We start from the raw sequence: 17,388 nt of genomic DNA on the forward strand, positions 1-17,388 counted from the left end.
GGGGGAAACGATGAAGATTTTTCATACGGCCGATTGGCACTTAGGGAAACTGGTCAAGGAAGTGTACATGACGGAAGATCAGCGTTACGTGTTGGATCAATTTGTGAGCGCGGCTCGCGAGGAAAAACCAGACGTGATTATTATCGCGGGAGATTTATACGACCGCTCAGTCCCGCCGCATGATGCGGTCGCTTTGTTTCACGATATTTTAACCGAGCTCGTTGTTAAGTTGAAGATCCCGGTGTTGGCGATCGCGGGTAATCATGATAGCCCTGAACGAATCCATTTTGCCCATTCGATTATGGAAAAACAAGGCTTGCATATGCGCGGAAAAATCACGACGGAAATGCAACCGATTGTACTGGACGATGAGCATGGTCCGGTTCATTTTCATCTTGTTCCTTTTGCCGATCCAGGGCAAGTTCGCCACCTTTTCGATGAAGCAGAGGGACCGATTCGGACACACGACGATGCGATGCGAGCGATTATCGGGCGGCTGAAACAAACGATGGATCCGACGGCCCGTCACGTGTTTGTCGGTCATGCCTTTGTGACGCCGACAGGCGGGCAAGGAGAACACATTTGCGATTCAGAGCGACCACTATCGATCGGTGGAGCGGATACGGTTAGCGCGGAATATTTCGCCGACTTTCATTACACGGCTCTCGGTCATTTGCATCAGGCGCATTATGTTCGCAATGAAACGATTCAATATGCGGGTTCGCCTTTGAAATATTCGATTAGCGAAGAAAACCATCGCAAAGGTTTTCACATCGTGCATCTCGATCAAACGGGACAGATTGAGGTCGAGCGAAGGATGTTGCAGCCGCGTCGCGATCTGCGGACGGTCACAGCGACCATTGACGAGTTGAAGGAACATCCGCGTTCCGATGATTACGTGTTCGTGTCGTTATTGGATGAACAAGTCGTGTTGTTCCCGATGGAACAAATTCGAGCGGTCTATCCGAATGCGATGCATGTCAGTCGGGCCGTGACACACCTTCCAAGCGCATCGACAACATCATCTGTTGAGCGAAAAAATATGGATCCCTTTACGTTATTCCAATCGTTCGCGGAAGAAATGATCGGAAAAGAACCGCCCGCAGAAATGGAAGAGTTATTCAAGGAAATTTTACAAGAAGTATGGAAGGAAGAGGAGGAGCGCGCATGAGACCGTTAAAAATGACGATGACCGCGTTTGGCCCTTATCGCGACCACCAAAAGATTGACTTTTCTGAAATTAAAGATTACCAGTTGTTTGTCATCTCGGGGAAAACAGGGGCGGGCAAAACGACCATTTTTGACGCGCTTTGTTTTGCGATCTATGGGGAAGCGAATGGGGAAGATCGACGTGAAACGCGACTTTTGCGCAGCGATTTTGCCGATGATGAGACGTATACGTCGGTGGAGTTGGATTTCGAATTGCGGGGTCGCCAGTATCGGGTGATTCGGGAATTGCCGCACGTGAAAGAAGGTCGCAAAACAGCGAGCGGGGGAAAAGCGGAACTGTATGAAATTACGACAGGAACACCGATCCCCTTTTTAGATAAATTTTATAAGCGGGAAGTCGATCGCAGCTTAGTCGAACTGGTCGGTTTGGACAAAGATCAATTTTCGCAAATTGTGATGTTGCCGCAAGGGGAATTTCGCAAGTTATTGACATCGGAAACCGATAACAAAGAGCAAATCTTGCGCCGCATTTTCAAAACGGATTCGTTCAAAATGATTACAGAAGCGCTTGATCGCCGTCGAAGAGCGGCAATGGACAAAGCCCGTGAAAAGCGGGGACAGCTGGACCTTTACATTGAACAAATTTCGACGACACTTGAGCGCCGCGACGACTCCGAGTTGTTTGCGACGTTAGCCGAAGAACATTACAGTCCGCAACAGGTGATCCATGGCTTAGCCGAGGAGATTCAATTTTACTTAGGACGCGGGCAAGCGATCAAACAACAACTGGACCAGGCGGATGCCACCTATAAACAGAAAGAAGCGGCGCTTCATGCCGCCAAAGCGCTCAATGAACGTTTCGCATTGTTGGAAAGTTATCAGAGTCAATCGGTCCAATTGGAACAGCGACAAGCGGAGATGAAGGAGCAAGAAGGGCGTTTGCGACAAGCGGAAAAAGCGTCCTTTATCGAACCGTATGAGCAGCAATTTTTGACGAGTCAAGAACAGGCAAGGCAAAGGAAAGGCCAGTTCGAGCAAAAAACGAACGCGTTGCAAGCGGCCCAGACAGCGATTGAGCAAGCGGAACAATTTTTTCAACAAGAGGCGGAAAAAGAGACGGCGCGCGAACAAGCAAAGAGGCAGGTTCAACAGCTGGCGGAGTGGGCCCCTGCTGTGGCCAAATTGGCAGAAAGAAAGCAACATCTGCTGAAACAGCGCCACCAATTACAACACATCGAACAACAGCTAGAGCAACGCGAGGCGCAAATGAAAACGTTGCAAACGAATGGCGAGTCGTTAAAACAGATGATCCGACAAGCGGAAGAACAGCTCGAACAACTGCCTGTTTGGCAAAAGAAACAAATGGACGCCGCCGCGCGGGAAAAACTGCTGAAACAGCATCTGGACAATCTGCGGGAGGCTGAACGGTTACGGCAACAGGAAGCGACAGAGGCGAGCAACTTCAAGCAATTACATACGGCTTACGAACAGCTTGAAGCCGATTGGTTAGCGGGGCAAGCGAGTATGCTGGCCCAGTCATTGCAGGCGGGCGATCCCTGCCCCGTTTGCGGCAGTCATGACCATCCTGAAAAAGCGGGAGGCGGCGAAGGTGAAGGCCAACTGCCAACGAAGGAACAATTGGATGAGCTTAGGGAGAAGCGGGATCGTCAATCCGCAGCCCAACAACGAGTGGGGGCGCTGCTGGCTGCATTGCGCATGACGATGCAGCAAGAGCGGGAGCAGATCGGTCAGGTGGAGGATATTGCGTCCGCTTATGAACAAGCAAAACGAGCCCATGCCGAAGCGACCGCGGCGCTCCAACAATTGGAACAGACACACCGCCAGCTGACTCACAACCGAAGCCGATTTACTGAGCTAGAAGCCCAGCTTACTGAACAACAAACGGAGCAGGAAGCGGAGCGAAAAAAGCATCAAGCGCTTCAGGTGGAATATTCAACAGAGGTTGCTGTGCTCAAAAATGATTTACAAGCGATTCCAGAGCAAGTTCGAGAATTGGAACAGTTGCAAGCGAAGCTACGTGAGGCAAAGCAAGCGTCTGATGCCTTGGAAGCAAGCTGGAAACAAGCCCAAGAAACGCGCCAGCAAGCGCAAATCAAGTTAACCAGGGCAGAGAGCGAACAACAAAGCGCGAGCAACGCCTTGCAAGAGGCTGAGCAACAACAACGGAACCATGCTGAAGTGTATGAGCGCGAATGGAAATTAGCCGAATTTGAAACAGAACAGCACTATCAGGCGGCAAAATTAGACCGTGATCGTCGTGAACAGCTACGGCAGGAAATCGAAACGTACAAGACAAAGCTGCATACGGCGCGGACCCAATTAACGGAGATCCAAAGCGAGCTAGCGGGCAAGCAACGGCAGGATCTCGAACAGTTAAGCGCTGAAGTCAATCAGTGGGAAATTCAGCGCAACCAATATGTAGAAGATTTGCACCGCGCGCAGCGGGCCCGCGAAGACGCTGTGAAATTGAAGGATCAGATTTCACGCTTGTACGCCGCGTCGGGTGAGGCTGCCCAGGAAGCGCAGATGATTGTTCATCTGCACGATTTGGTGCGCGGCGATAACGAATACAGACTTTCGTTTGAACGCTACTTACAAATTGCCTACTTAGAATCAATCATTGAAGCGGCAAACGTTCGCTTACAGAAAATGACGAATGGGCAGTTCCAACTCGATCGTCGGGCAGATCGGGAAGCGCGCGGACGACAGAGCGGACTCGGGTTAGATGTGTTGGACGCCTACACTGGTCAATATCGTGATGTGAAATCACTGTCCGGAGGGGAAAAGTTCAAAGCTTCCTTGTGTCTAGCCTTAGGCTTATCCGATGTGATCCAAGCCCATGACGGCGGAATCTCGATCGAGACGATGTTTATTGATGAGGGATTCGGTTCTTTAGATGAAGAATCGTTGCAGGAAGCGGTTGACATTTTGGTGGAATTGCAACAATCGGGACGCACAATAGGGGTCATTTCTCACGTGCAAGAATTAAAAGATGCTATCCCTGCGGTGTTAGAAGTGCAGAAAACGAGGGAAGGCTACAGTCAAGCGCAATTTATAATCCGATAAAGATATCGCGGCGGAGGGGCCCCTGGCGTTTTTCAGCGAAGGGATTTGAGCAGGATTGAAAAACGGTAAGGGACGGCCTATTTGGTTGTAGCTTAATTATTATCCGAATTGGAGGCTGAAAAACTTGTCAGAACGACGTTTTGATCCCGCAAAATTTGCGAAATTAGACAATCCAGAGCGGCGAAAAGCGTTGCCGCCAAAAAAGTTGCTAGGTATGCTGGCTATCCAGGAAAATGATGACATCCTTGATTTAGGCGCGGGTACCGGCTACTTTTCGTTACCCGCGGCGACAATGACCAAAGGAACGATCTATGCCCTTGATGTGGAACCGCAAATGTTAGAGATGTTGAAGGAACGAAGCGCTGAGCAGGGGGTCGTCAACATTCAGTTTATAGAAGGAAAGATCGAGGAGCTGCCGCTTGCGGATGCGTTGGTGGACCATGTAATCGCCTCGTATGTACTGCATGAAATTGACCCATTGTCAGCCGGATTAACCGAGATTCATCGCGCATTAAAAAAGGGCGGCAAATGCCTCTGTTTAGAATGGGAGAAAAAAGAGACGGAACAAGGCCCCCCGCTGCATCACCGTATTCATTCCAGTGATCTGCAACAAGCGATGGAAGCGGCAGGCTTTACGATTATCGAAAAGTCATTTCCAACGGATCAACACTACATTTTGATCGCTCAAAAGAACGGCTGACGGACGGGGACGGAGGGGAGTGGACGTGTAAAGGCCTCAACTCCCGTTACAGCGCTGGAATCATCGCGATTGCCCGCTGTAGTGGCCTGAAGTCCCTTTACAATCGCCGCCAGCCTGCGAATTCGTTGGCGGTTCCCGTTTGTAAAGGCCTCAACTCCCGTTACAGCGCTGGAATCAACGGTGTTGCCCGCTGTAGTGGTCCGAAGTCCCTTTACAATCGCCGCCAGCCCGAATTCGTTGGCGATTCCCGTTTGTAAGGGTCTCAACTCCCGTTACAGCGCTGGAATCATCGTCATTGTCCGCTGTAGTGGTCCGAAGTCCCTTTACAATCGCCGCCAATCGCAAATTCAGTCGAACTTGCATTGGATTCCCCTGTAGCCAAGCAAAGATGCGCTATAATGGGGAAAAATGGCGAGGGAGAGGGATCGGGGTTGTTACCGTATGAGATTGTATTTTTCGATATTGATGGAACGCTTTTAAATGAACAACAGCAAATTCCAGAGGACACCAAAGCGGCCATTCGACAGTTGCAAAAATCAAGTGTGGAGGTCGTTTTGGCTACGGGTCGAGCGCCTTACCATTTGCTGGATATCGCGGAGGAACTTGGGATTGATTCACACATCAGCTTTAACGGGACCTATGCGATTCATCACGGTCGAGTGATCCATTCACAACCACTGCCCATCGCAGCGGTCGAATCCGTGCGCGCCTTTGCTCGGGAACATAATCATCGACTGGTTTACCTTGGGGACAAGCAATATGTGGCGAGTCATCAGCAAGATGAAAAGATTGAGCAATCTTTTGTGGAGTTGGAACTTGCTGTTCCTGCTTACGACGCTCAATTTTCCCAGACGAACGATGTATACCAGATCGTAATCTATGGCGATCAGCAGTTGCAGCAAACGTATCAACATCAATTTTCGGAATTGAATTTTGTACGCTGGCATCCACAGGCGTTTGATGTGATTCGGGCTGACACATCCAAAGCGGGCGGGATTGAAACGCTACTCGCTCACCTAAATATCTCCCGCGAAAAAGCGGTCGCGTTTGGAGATGGCCTCAATGATCGAGAAATGCTCGCTTATGTGGGAATGGGGATTGCAATGGGGAACGCTCATGAGGAGTTGAAATCGTTAGCTGATTTTACGACAAAGCATGTGAACGACGGGGGAATTACGCACGGTCTGCAAAAAATAGGAATGATTTAAGCGGAAAGAGTCGCATGAACAACAGGATTTGGCTGACGAATCAATAATCAAAATCACCCACGCCGAAAAGGTAGGGTGATTTTTTTAGTACGCGAACTATTTCTAAGCTTCGATAGAAAGACGCCCCCTTTGCCATGAAACACAATAATTTAATCTCTAGAAGCGCTACCTTTACATACCCTACAAGGGTATAGTACAATCTAGGTAAGCTACTTTTAGCGCTCATTGGATGAAATCGATCTATTTCCATAAAATAAGTGAAAAGGTAGGCTGGTCCATGGCTGATAAAGAACAAGATAAACAGGGTAACGATGAAGAACGAACGGCGAAGAGGAAAAGTGGTTCGTCTGATAAAACAAAAAAGAACTTGGCAACGCGACTAAATCGGATCGAAGGTCAAATTAGAGGGATCAAAGGGATGATTGAAAAAGATGTCTACTGCGATGATGTGCTTAATCAAATTGCCGCGGCTCAATCTGCTTTGAATTCGGTTGGAAAAATCTTGCTGGAATCTCATTTGAGAAGCTGTGTGACAGAACGCATTCAAAAGGGAGACAGTGAGGTCATCGATGAATTGTTAAAAACGGTCCATAAATTGTTGAAATAGTTTTGAAGGCCCACAAACCTTAGTTAAGGAGGGAGCGAGATGGCCGTTGAAATGAAAGTGAGAAATGAAACGGAAGCAGCGTCAATAGAGAGCGTTGCGCTCGGCATTTCAGGAATGACCTGCGCTGCTTGTTCGAATCGCGTTGAAAAAGTCTTGTCGAGAACGGAAGGGATTCAGAAAGTAGGTGTCAATCTGGCCACCGAAAAAGCTGTGATCGAATATGACAAGAAACGGATCTCAATGGATCAAATTCTCGAAAAAATCGAACAAACAGGCTATCAGGTGAAGACCGAAAAAATAACGCTGCAGGTGAACGGGATGACTTGCGCCGCTTGCGTCAATCGCGTAGAAAAAGTGTTGAGCCGAGTGGACGGCGTCACGAAAGCAGTGGTCAATTTATCGACGGAAACGGCAAGCGTTGAATTTATTCCAGCGCAAACGGAGCTCAGCGCGTTGATTGCTGTGATTAAACGAGCGGGCTTTGACGCGAAGCTAAAAACGGAGGCGGCTGCGGCTGAAGAGCAGCATCAGAAGGAAGAACAGTTGAAGCAACTACGGCTAAAATTTATTGTAGGAGCGATCATTTCCGCTTTTTTCTTGATTCAAATGGTCGCGGACATTTCAATGGAATACGGACGCGCCTTCAATTTTCATATGAATCCGTGGCTGCAATTGGCGTTAGCGACCCCCGTGCAGTTTTATGTCGGAGGGAGTTATTATCGCGATGCGTATAACTCCGTTCGCGGGGGGAGCGCCAACATGGCGGTACTTGTCGTGCTAGGAACTTCCGCGGCTTATCTTTACAGTATCGTCGTAACCTTGCTTGGGACGGGACAGATGTTGTATTTTGAAGCGGCAGTGGTCGTGCTCACCTTGATTATCCTTGGAAAAATGTTGGAAACGCGGGCGAAAGGTCAAACATCGGCAGCGATCAAAACGTTGATGGGGCTGCAAGCGAAAACGGCCCGTGTGATTCGGGATGGCGTGGAAATGGATATTCCAATTGAAGACGCGCTAGCGGGGGACCTCATTTTTGTGCGGGCGGGCGAGAGGATTCCTGTCGATGGAACAGTCATTGAAGGAAATAGTTCGGTTGATGAATCGATGTTAACCGGCGAAAGTATGCCTGTCGTAAAAAATAGCGGTGATGCGGTGATCGGGGCGACGGTGAATAAACACGGTTCTTTAACAATCAAAGCGGAAAAGGTAGGAAAAGAAACGGCCCTCGCCCAGATTATTAAGTTGGTTGAAGACGCGCAAGGGTCGAAAGCGCCCATTCAACGTCTCGCGGATACGATCTCAGGGATTTTTGTGCCGATCGTTGTCGGGATTGCATTGCTCACGTTTGCGGTTACGTATTTCGTTGTTGGCTTCACAGCCGCTTTGGTTAGTACGGTGGCCGTGTTGGTCATCGCTTGTCCTTGCGCCTTAGGGTTGGCGACGCCGACCGCCGTGATGGTCGGTACAGGGAAGGGCGCGGAAAACGGCATTTTGATCAAAGGCGCTGAACATTTGGAGCGCGCTCATCGCATTACAACGGTACTGTTAGATAAAACGGGTACGATTACAAAAGGGGAACCCGAAGTGACCGACCTAATTGCGTTCGGCGGTTTGTCGGACGAAAAGCTTCTTCAACTCGCGGCTTCAGCTGAAAAAGGATCCGAACATCATTTAGGTAAAGCGATTGTCAACCTAGCTGAAGAGAAACAATTGCCGCTTCAAAACGTCACAAACTTCCAGGCAATACCCGGGTACGGTATTCAAGTCGAAATTGATAACGAGCTTGTTTTAATCGGGAATAAGCGGCTAATGGCGCAACATAACGTCGCGCTTTTAGATGAAACGTTGTCCCAATTGAAGGCGCTTGAAGCGCAAGCGAAAACAGCTGTACTGATTGCGATCAACAACAATGTGTCGGGCATGATTGCGGTCGCTGATACGGTAAAGGAGACGTCTGCGGAAGCGATTAGCCAATTGAAAAAGCTTGGCTTAGAAGTGTTGATGATCACAGGGGACAATCGTTTGACAGCGGAAGCGATTGCCGAGCAAGTCGGGATTGAGCGTGTGCTTGCGGAAGTGTTACCTGAGGACAAGTCTGCGGAAGTGGAACGGCTCAAGCAAGCAGGAAAAATTGTGGCGATGGTTGGCGATGGGATCAATGATGCGCCCGCGTTGGCTGCCGCTGATGTTGGAATCGCGATCGGAACAGGGACAGATGTGGCGATGGAAGCGGCAGATGTAACCTTGATGCGCGGGGATCTCATGGGCATCGTCGATACGGTGCGTTTGTCCAAAGCGACGATCCGAAAAATTCGCCAAAATCTATTTTGGGCGTTTGCGTACAATGTCGTGCTCATTCCCGTTGCGGCGTTTGGACTGCTTAATCCCATTCTTGCTGGCGCCGCGATGTCATTTAGTTCCGTCTCTGTCGTCGGTAACACGTTATTTTTGCGAAAGTGGAAACCGATTCGATCGGCTTGATGGTTATAGACCAAACCTCCTTTTTTACGGAGGCGCGGTCTTATTTTTTCGCATCAAGCAATAGTAAATTTGGGTAAAATGACCTCATTTAAAGGAGAAAAGGTATGTTGAGAAAAGTCGATAGTAAAAATATGGGAGCCAGTGATCACGGCTGGTTAAAAAGTAAGTTTCATTTTTCATTTGCTGACTATTATGATCCGAACAACATTCAATTTGGCGCTTTACGGGTGATCAATGATGACTTGATTGAGCCCAAAATGGGATTTGACATGCACCCGCACCGGGATATGGAGATCATATCTTACATTGTTGATGGAGAATTGACCCATCGGGATAGTATGGGAAATCAACGTACGCTTTCACGTGGGCATGTCCAATACATGAGCGCGGGGACAGGTGTTCAACATAGTGAATTTAATTTGGGCGAAAATATTTTAAGACTTTTACAAATTTGGATTTTACCTGACCAAGTTGGCTACACGCCGCAATATGGCGACTTTAAATTTGATTGGGATGCGCGAACCAACCAATGGCTGCCGCTCGTCTCTGGGAAAAATGGGGATGCGCCGATCGAAATTAATCAAGACGCGAACCTGTATGCCGTGGCATTAGATGAAGAGAACGAAATTCATTTTGCGGTAAATGAAGGCAGACAAGCCTATTTGGTACAAATCGAAGGGACCTCGAACATTAATGGAATCGAACTTTCCGACAGCGATGGCTTAGAAATAATCGAAGAGGACATTACGATTAAATCCGCAACATCATCACACATTCTTTTAATAGAAATGAAAAAGCCTGAATAAAGCGCAGCTGTACTTTTGCTTTCCTATATATGGGCTCAGTATAAGAATTTGATGGCTCGATCCTAATCAAATATCAGAGCAGTTGTATTATATTTTTCAATTTGTTATTGACAAACTACTGTAAAAGATTTACATTTAGATGTGTTAGACAAATTGGACAAAGTCAAAGGCGCGCGAAACAGTACAATGGGGTTGGCGTGTTGCAGACGACTGCTTTGTGGAACACAGCCGACTACGATTACTTGGTTGACTATTTAGCAAATTAGATGAAGGAAATGTCCAAAAAAATCTCCTTAATGGGGATTTTTTTTGTAGTATAGCGTGATCGGTTGAAGATTGTATAACAAAATATGAAGTTGTGAGGGCCGAGCCAGATGAAACATATATCAACAAAAATGTTGTTTTCCATAGCCGTTCTTATTTTATTATTAGGGACAAGCACTGGTTTTTCCGCTTATTATTTTGCAAAAAAACAACTCGTTGAAAGTGGAAAATTAAATATTAAGCATGTTGTTGAAAACGCTGTCTCTTTGATGACTTATTTAGACAAACAGGTGGAGGAAGGCGATTTAACCCTTGAGGAAGCGAAAGAGATTGCGCGAGAAATGATTTCGGGCCCAAAATTGAGTGGGGCGCAGGGGTTAGTTCATGACTATTCCCAATCCTCTTTTGTATACAAAAATGACGGCTATATCTATGCGAGTTATTCGGATGGCCGAGGAGCGATGAGTCCATTTCTGACTTCAAAGGAAGATAGTGAGGCAATCCTAGCCGTTCGTAAGATGAACATTCAAGCGGCGCAACATCCTGACGAACATCAGCGATATACAGAGTATTCCTGGCGCGATTTTGGTCAAGAGCCACGCGACAAAATTACGTATAATACATATTTTGCCCCTTGGGACTGGAATGTTGGATTAGGCGCCTATGCAGATGAATTTTATGAGGGGCTGTCTATACTTAAATGGATTATCGGTAGTATCACGGGTGGGATGATGGCAATTAGTTTGGCCTTCTTTTATTTGCTGTCTAGGGGTAAATTTGCCTTGCTTCATCAGATTACAAAAAACTCAGAACAAATTGCCAACGGTGATTTAACGCTGACTAGGTTGCCAGAATCCGATGATGAATTTGGAAAGATGAGTCAATCTTTTAATAGGATGAATCAGAATTTACGAAATTTAATCTCGGATATGCGTACAATTACAATTAATCTAGTGCAGTCTGCGAATACACTCCATACCAATTCTTTTGAAACGAGTAAAACGAGCAATGAGATCACGTTGGTAATGAACGAAATCGCGGCGGGATCCGCAAATCAATCGTTGGAAGTGGAAGGACTGTTGGAAACCAATGGAGTTTTGGTCAAGGCGATGAAGCAGATGAGTGTACAAAATGAACGAATGATCGAAGCGACCACGCACTCCAAGGAACGGACAGCCAAAGGTTTAATCGTTGTTCAGAAGTTGAAGGAGAGGAATCAGCACTCTATTTCCGCCTCGAATGAAATCGACAAACATATTTCTTCATTGTATAAAAGGGTGCGCGATATCGCTTCTGTCACCAAATCGGTTCAAGCAGTGAGCGATCAAACGAATTTGCTGGCATTAAATGCTAGTATTGAAGCGGCTAGAGCGGGGGCGAGCGGAAGAGGATTTTCTGTAGTGGCGGACGAAATTCGAAAACTAGCGGCGCAATCTAATCAAGCGACACGCGATATCCAAAAAATGATCGAAGAAATTGAGGATGAGGCGGAAGTGACCGTGAAAGCAATGGACGATTCTAACTTGGCTTTCCAACATTTAAATGAAGTTGTCGGAGACGTCGAAACCGATTTTCGACATATTTCAGAAGCGGTGGACGACACGATGCAGTCGATCGAACAATTAAGCAGTGAAATCTATACTGTCACCAAACAAAGCGATGGCATTAGACTGGCAATCCAGGAAATCCTGACGGTATCGGCAGAAAGCGCCGTAGCTGTGGACCGAATTATAGCTGCAGTGGACGAACATCGCCATTCGATCGAAAGTAATGCAGAGCTTGCTCGGGGCTTAAGTGAAACGAGTGAAATCATTCGTTCGATCATCCAGCGTTATCAATATTAAAAAGCGCGCTTACATCACATTATGTTTTCACTCGGATTAAAAAGAGTAAGTCATCGTCAGGGGACTTACTCTTTTCATATTCCCTCCTATTTGGTATTTTAATGGGACAGCAAAGAGAGACCGGTAGGAGGGAATAAAATTTGATTGAGATGAAAGAAAAAGAGAATCTGAAATATTCGAATGAGATCCCGCGTTGGGCTAAGATTGCCCATCTGCTCTTGATGATGTTCTTTTATTTTGTGGCGTTCGCCGCCTTCATTTTTGGCGTGGCATGTTGCTATTGGCAAGAATGGTTCGGTGGTGTGGCTAGTTTTGCAGTGGGGGCGGCTTTCGTTTGGTTAGCGCGGATTTCAAAGATGACGCGTCAATTATACACCGAGCTTGACATCAAGAACGAGTTACAAGAGGAAGGATACTACACATATGTAAAGAATCTGACAACAGGAGAAAAATGGGAGCAGCTCATTCCTTTTCATGACATGCAAGAAGTCGTGATCGCTCGTACAACGCGTTATCAATCAAGGGGATCGGATCGATTGGGTTACCACATCATTGGAGCCAAAGTGATCATGAGATGGACCGATGAGCAGGGACGCGCGAATTACTCCTTGTTTGGGTTGGAAGATTTAGAAAAGGTACAGGAGTGGGTCCAACGCTTCCAGAAAAATGGGATTCCCGTTTACAGTTCAGGCGTGAATGTAAATGAAGTCAGCTTGGAAGATTATCAAGAAGCATATGAGCAATTGCCAAAGATGCCTTATGACGAAGATACAACCTCACCTAAAATTGGTACGGTCCATTATCGGAATATAAAAATTTGGCGCAGCGCGGAGATGATGGAAAAGAAACGGAAACGACAACTCCAACGTGATAAAAAGCTGTTTCACCCCCTTTTGCTAGCGATGTTGATCGGAAATTTTCTTGTCGCATACGGTTGGATGCCGTCTTGGCAGTTGGATGATGGGGCATTTGGAGACCACTCGCCTTCATTTGGTTTCGCTATCCTTAATTTCATGCTTCTAATTGTCGTCGGAACGTACTGGCGCGAACACGTAAAATGGTACCGTTCCATCCGAGACATTGGATTGATCCTATGCGCGCAACTAGCGGGATGGAAAGTGGCTTCACTGATTCAAACCGTCCCAGATGAGATGTTAGATGCCATCGTCATTGAAATGTTCGTTTTGGCGTTTTTCAATAGCGTTACATTCACGTTTGTCCGCCTACTGCGACTGTTTCATGAACGATTCTTCACGATATAGTTCGGTAAAATCTCGTATTTAAAAACCCGACTCAGATCGATAAAAATGGATTGTCCCTTTATGAGACAATCCATTTTGTTTTACATTAATGCCATTCGATTGTTCGATTCATTTCTGACGCGTCTGAATGTTGGCCTGTCATCCGTTTATAGAAAAAGGCGATTTGCTTCGTGAAGTCATCGGTTTCCCAATATTCGGCTGCTTCCGTTTTTACTTTAATCAAGACGACGTCAGGATCATCATATGAGGTTTGCATGATGCTCTCGTACGTGTCGCTCCACAACTCTTTCTTTTTACTTAGATCTTCAATGATTTCCGCTTTTCCTCGGACGGAAACATAGGACTTACCGGCATAAGCAACATTGACATCTTGATCGTGTAAGATTTCTTCATATTTGTTTGTGTCTTTTTTGGTGAAAAACCATAAGTCACCATCAAACTCAACTTCTTGCGTTTTCATCGGACGAGAAACAAGTCCTTCCTCGGTTACCGTAGTCAGCATTGCCGTGTCTACGTCTTTAATCAGCTCCCTGAATGTTTCCAATTCCTTTTGATTCACCATATTGGATATTTCCACCACCTCATGAATGTTTTATAGAGGTAAAATCCCCTTTTGCAGCATTTTTTATGCGCCGAATGAATCCCGTAGCCATCTTTGGGCGGGTAGTCGTCTCCAATTTTCACCTGGAAAGAAAAGGAACGTGTAGTGTAATCCCCAATGCCTTTCAGAGTATCATTTTGCAAAATTCGATTCACATTCTCTTTTGACTATGATAAAGTTTTATTATATAAAAATTAACAAAATATTATACTTGGAGAGGGAAAGTTATCATGGACAATGTTTATCAGGAAGGCAGGCAGTTCGCAACGTCATACATTCTGCCGCACACGGAAATGACCGATCTGGAGTCGCGTTTTCCAAAGGAATCTTTTCAGGAGTTGGGCGCGCAAGGATTTCTAAAATTGCTCGTACCTGAAGAATATGGTGGACAGGGCAAGGGTCTTGTGGAACATACGGAGGCTGTGCTCGCCTTTGCTGAGACGTGCTCGACGACAGCTCTTTGCTATATGATGCACAATGTTGCGTTGATGTGCATTTTAACGCACGGGAGTGACGAGCTGAAGAAACAGATTTTTACGGACGTCGTTGAAAATGGGAAGTTTTTGGCGTTAGCTTACAGCGAGATCGGCACGGGAACTCACTTTTATAATCCTGAAATCCGAGCTGATCTGAATGGCGAATATACCACATTTAATGGTGTAAAAAGCATGGTGACATCGGCAACACACGCGTCCTACTATCTCGTTCTAGCGCCGTCTGTTGAGGAAGGAAAAATAAACAACTGGGCGCTGCCGATTGAGGCGGAAGGATTAAGTTTCGACATGTCGGAATGGAATGGGCTGGGCATGAGGGGTAATTCATCTTGCCCGATGCGGTTGGAAAATGTGACCCTAGATTCCTCTTATCGAATTGGCGCGGAAGGTTCGGGCGCGCAGCAAGTATTCGAAGTGGTTGCTCCCTTTTTTATCGCGGGATTAGGCGCTGTATACAGTGGGGTTTCGATGCATCTGTTTGAAATTACGAGCCAATATGCGGTCGATCGGAAATATCCAGATGGCAGTTCGCTGTCAAATATTGAGACGGTTCAAATTCATATCGGCGATATTTATAAAAGCGCGGCCGCCGCAAAAGCTTTCGTTTTGGATGCGGCTCGGGCAGGAGCAAATGGGGACGCGGACGGTCTTGCCAAAATATTGGGCGCTAGAATTGTCGCTTCGGAGTCCGCAATTGAATGTGGAAGACTCGCGATGAGAATTGGCGGAGGAAAAGCTTACAATAAAGCATTGCCGACAGAAAGGCTGTTAAGGGATGCCTATGCGGGGCAAGTGATGGCGCCTAGTGTCGATGTGTTGAATGTGTGGCTGGGCAAGGCGTTGACAGGTCAACCGATTCCATAAAGATTATTACTTAAGAGGAGAGAGAGTAAATGAATCATGCGAAAATAAAAATTGGGGCGGTTATTTATGATCCAAAGGTGACCGTCATTTGGGAGATCATCGCTAACTTTTTTAGAGAGGAAGGCGTCGAAATCGAATGTGTTTTCTATAAAGATTACGAAAAACAAGTGGACGGGCTATTAAACAAAGAGATTGACATTGCTTGGAATTCGCCGCTCGCATGGCTGGACGCCTATTTGAGAACGGATGGAAAATGTCAAATGGGGTCGATGCGGGACACGGATTGCGATCGGAAAACCCACTTTTTTGTTCGAAAATACAGCGGAATTACCGATCTCAAGGAGCTTAAAGGGAAGACGATCGGATTTGGCGCGATCGATTCACCGCAAGCGCGATTGATCCCGATCAATCATTTACGAAGAAATGGACTCGAGTTTGGCGTTGATTACACGGAAAAAAGATTTGACGTTGGCGTCGGTCTGCATGGCGATCATGTGGGCGGGGAGCTGGATGCGCTGAAAGCGTTGATGGAAGGAACGGTAGACGCGGCAGTCGCCATTGATTTGAACTGGGAAGCGTGGAAGGAGAACGGGGAAGTCAACGAAAACCAATTGATTTGCATTGACACGACCGATGCCTTTGACCATTGCATTTTTGTTGCTCATCCAGATTTTTCAACGGAGAGGTTTAATGAGTGGCTGGAAGTGCTGCATCGTATGGATTATAACAACGAAGACCATCGCAATATGATGGATTTGGAAGGGTTGAAAGAGTGGGTTCCGGGAAGAATCACAGGCTTTGAACAACTGCGTGAAGCCAATGACTATTTGAAATTTTTTCACTAGCGACTTGCGCAAGGTATCCATAGAAAAAAAGAGAGTGTAGATAGAATTAGGCTGCAAGTTAGGAGAATGAAATGGCTGCTCCCTGATCATCGAGGTCGTCGCGATCAGGCGCAGACAGTGGGTCGGGAATGAGGAGAGAGGGTAAAATATGAGTAACAAACAGGCATGGGTAGATGAGTCTAAGCATTATACGATGCGATTTCGGTGCGCAACGCAAGATCTCTCCTCTGTCAAATTTTACACAACAAAAAATAGCATCGAGATTGAACAGCAAATTAGCTTTGATCGAGAGTATGAACCGATCAGCGCGATTGAATATTTTGCTGGTTCCGCGCTGAGCAGCATCCTATTGACGCTATTAGAATATTCGAGGAAACAGGGTTCAATCATCGAGGAAATTGAAGGCGTTTTGGATGTTTTACTGGAAAATCCTCTGACGATGATTGGGGTAAAGGGGTATGAGGAAGAACCCTTTATCCGTAAAATGACGGTAACCGTTTTTTTGTATGCGAATCTCGAGGATGACGCATTGAATGAATTTTGCGCTAAGGCGCTTCAATTTTCGCCAGTATATAATACGTTAAAGAAAGCAGTGGAATTTGAAGTGATATTTAAAAATTCCGTGTGAGTGGCGTGAATTTTGGGCGGCTTGAAAACGGAAGAAGTGGAGAAAGGACGGGATTCCCCGTCCTTTTCAATTAAAATCCTAACTATCGTCAGACGGGGGACACATGCCGCGCGCTTAAGAACTTTGTTGTTTTTTGAGTAGGTCGCGAATTTCTGTCAATAGTTTTTCTTCTTGAGACGGTTCTGGCGGGGACTCTTCCTTTTCCTCTTTCTTTTGTTTAAATTTATTGAGGCCTTTGATTGCAAGGAAGATTGAGAAAGCAATGATCAAAAAGTCGATCACGCTTTGAATAAATACCCCGTATTTTAAGGCGGCATCGCCAACCGGTACTTCCAGTGTTGTAAAATCGACTCCGCCCAAAATAAAACCGAACAAAGGCATGACAATATCTTCAACCAATGAGCTAACAATATTTCCAAAGGCAGCCCCGATGATCACACCAATGGCTAGATCAAGCACATTTCCTTTTAAGGCGAATTTTTTAAATTCTTCCCACATGAAATCGATCACCTCTCTATTTTTACTAG

15 protein-coding genes are annotated in these 17,388 nt (G+C 46.5%); 12 read left to right on the top strand and 3 right to left on the bottom strand.

The window, feature by feature from the left end:
- Nucleotides 1–10: 10 nt before the first annotated feature.
- From BEP19_RS10380 to BEP19_RS10390, 3 genes are all read left to right on the top strand, one after another.
- Complete coding sequence (locus BEP19_RS10380) at nucleotides 11–1,171, top strand: exonuclease SbcCD subunit D (RefSeq protein ID WP_120189798.1); 1,161 nt, start codon at nucleotides 11–13, stop codon at nucleotides 1,169–1,171.
- Nucleotides 1,168–4,257 carry an AAA family ATPase gene (locus tag BEP19_RS10385; protein WP_170145336.1) on the top strand — a complete coding sequence of 1,030 codons (3,090 nt, stop codon included), beginning with the start codon at nucleotides 1,168–1,170 and terminating at the stop codon, nucleotides 4,255–4,257. The genes BEP19_RS10380 and BEP19_RS10385 overlap by 4 nt, the downstream gene beginning before the upstream one ends.
- A 124-nt stretch (nucleotides 4,258–4,381) precedes the next feature.
- A complete protein-coding gene (locus tag BEP19_RS10390; protein WP_120189800.1) occupies nucleotides 4,382–4,957 on the top strand; it encodes a class I SAM-dependent methyltransferase in 576 nt (191 codons plus the stop codon).
- Here the strand turns inward: BEP19_RS10390 and BEP19_RS17395 are convergent.
- Nucleotides 4,942–5,223 carry a hypothetical protein gene (locus BEP19_RS17395; protein WP_147393788.1) on the bottom strand — a complete coding sequence of 94 codons (282 nt, stop codon included), beginning with the start codon at nucleotides 5,221–5,223 and terminating at the stop codon, nucleotides 4,942–4,944. The two genes, BEP19_RS10390 and BEP19_RS17395, sit on opposite strands and share 16 nt — an antisense overlap.
- A 132-nt stretch (nucleotides 5,224–5,355) precedes the next feature.
- Here BEP19_RS17395 and BEP19_RS10400 point away from each other — a divergent pair, with 132 nt between their 5' ends.
- The 6 genes from BEP19_RS10400 (at nucleotide 5,356) to BEP19_RS10425 (ending at nucleotide 13,429) form a co-directional block, all read left to right on the top strand.
- Nucleotides 5,356–6,165: a Cof-type HAD-IIB family hydrolase gene (locus tag BEP19_RS10400; RefSeq protein ID WP_120189802.1), complete on the top strand. Its 810-nt coding sequence runs from the start codon at nucleotides 5,356–5,358 to the stop codon at nucleotides 6,163–6,165.
- Between the two features lie 277 nt (nucleotides 6,166–6,442).
- Nucleotides 6,443–6,772, top strand: coding sequence for a metal-sensitive transcriptional regulator (locus BEP19_RS10405; RefSeq protein WP_120189803.1), 330 nt, complete (start codon nucleotides 6,443–6,445; stop codon nucleotides 6,770–6,772).
- A gap of 39 nt (nucleotides 6,773–6,811) precedes the next feature.
- A complete protein-coding gene (locus BEP19_RS10410) occupies nucleotides 6,812–9,253 on the top strand; it encodes a heavy metal translocating P-type ATPase (RefSeq protein WP_120189804.1) in 2,442 nt (813 codons plus the stop codon).
- A 104-nt stretch (nucleotides 9,254–9,357) separates the two neighbouring features.
- A complete protein-coding gene (locus BEP19_RS10415; RefSeq protein ID WP_120189805.1) occupies nucleotides 9,358–10,059 on the top strand; it encodes a pirin family protein in 702 nt (233 codons plus the stop codon).
- Between the two features lie 374 nt (nucleotides 10,060–10,433).
- Complete coding sequence (locus tag BEP19_RS10420; protein WP_120189806.1) at nucleotides 10,434–12,167, top strand: methyl-accepting chemotaxis protein; 1,734 nt, start codon at nucleotides 10,434–10,436, stop codon at nucleotides 12,165–12,167.
- A 140-nt stretch (nucleotides 12,168–12,307) separates the two neighbouring features.
- Nucleotides 12,308–13,429, top strand: a complete 1,122-nt coding sequence (locus BEP19_RS10425; protein WP_120189807.1) for a hypothetical protein — start codon at nucleotides 12,308–12,310, stop codon at nucleotides 13,427–13,429.
- Between the two features lie 85 nt (nucleotides 13,430–13,514).
- Here BEP19_RS10425 and BEP19_RS10430 read toward each other — a convergent pair whose 3' ends face one another.
- Nucleotides 13,515–14,000, bottom strand: coding sequence for a pyridoxamine 5'-phosphate oxidase family protein (locus BEP19_RS10430; RefSeq protein WP_120189998.1), 486 nt, complete (start codon nucleotides 13,998–14,000; stop codon nucleotides 13,515–13,517).
- A 260-nt stretch (nucleotides 14,001–14,260) separates the two neighbouring features.
- On the opposite strand from BEP19_RS10430, the gene BEP19_RS10435 reads away from it, so the two are divergent.
- The 3 genes from BEP19_RS10435 (at nucleotide 14,261) to BEP19_RS10445 (ending at nucleotide 16,861) form a co-directional block, all read left to right on the top strand.
- Complete coding sequence (locus BEP19_RS10435) at nucleotides 14,261–15,388, top strand: acyl-CoA dehydrogenase family protein (protein ID WP_120189808.1); 1,128 nt, start codon at nucleotides 14,261–14,263, stop codon at nucleotides 15,386–15,388.
- Between the two features lie 29 nt (nucleotides 15,389–15,417).
- The gene (locus BEP19_RS10440) at nucleotides 15,418–16,233 is read left to right on the top strand and encodes a phosphate/phosphite/phosphonate ABC transporter substrate-binding protein (protein ID WP_120189809.1); all 816 of its coding nucleotides are present in this window, start codon (nucleotides 15,418–15,420) and stop codon (nucleotides 16,231–16,233) included.
- 148 nt (nucleotides 16,234–16,381) lie between these two features.
- Nucleotides 16,382–16,861, top strand: coding sequence for an OsmC family protein (locus BEP19_RS10445; protein ID WP_120189810.1), 480 nt, complete (start codon nucleotides 16,382–16,384; stop codon nucleotides 16,859–16,861).
- Between the two features lie 114 nt (nucleotides 16,862–16,975).
- On the opposite strand, the gene mscL is transcribed toward BEP19_RS10445, so the two are convergent.
- A complete protein-coding gene (mscL, locus tag BEP19_RS10450) occupies nucleotides 16,976–17,359 on the bottom strand; it encodes a large conductance mechanosensitive channel protein MscL (protein WP_120189811.1) in 384 nt (127 codons plus the stop codon).
- Between the last annotated feature and the right edge of the window lie 29 nt (nucleotides 17,360–17,388).

The sequence above is a fragment of the Ammoniphilus oxalaticus genome, assembly GCF_003609605.1.
Lineage (GTDB): Bacteria > Bacillota > Bacilli > Aneurinibacillales > RAOX-1 > Ammoniphilus > Ammoniphilus oxalaticus.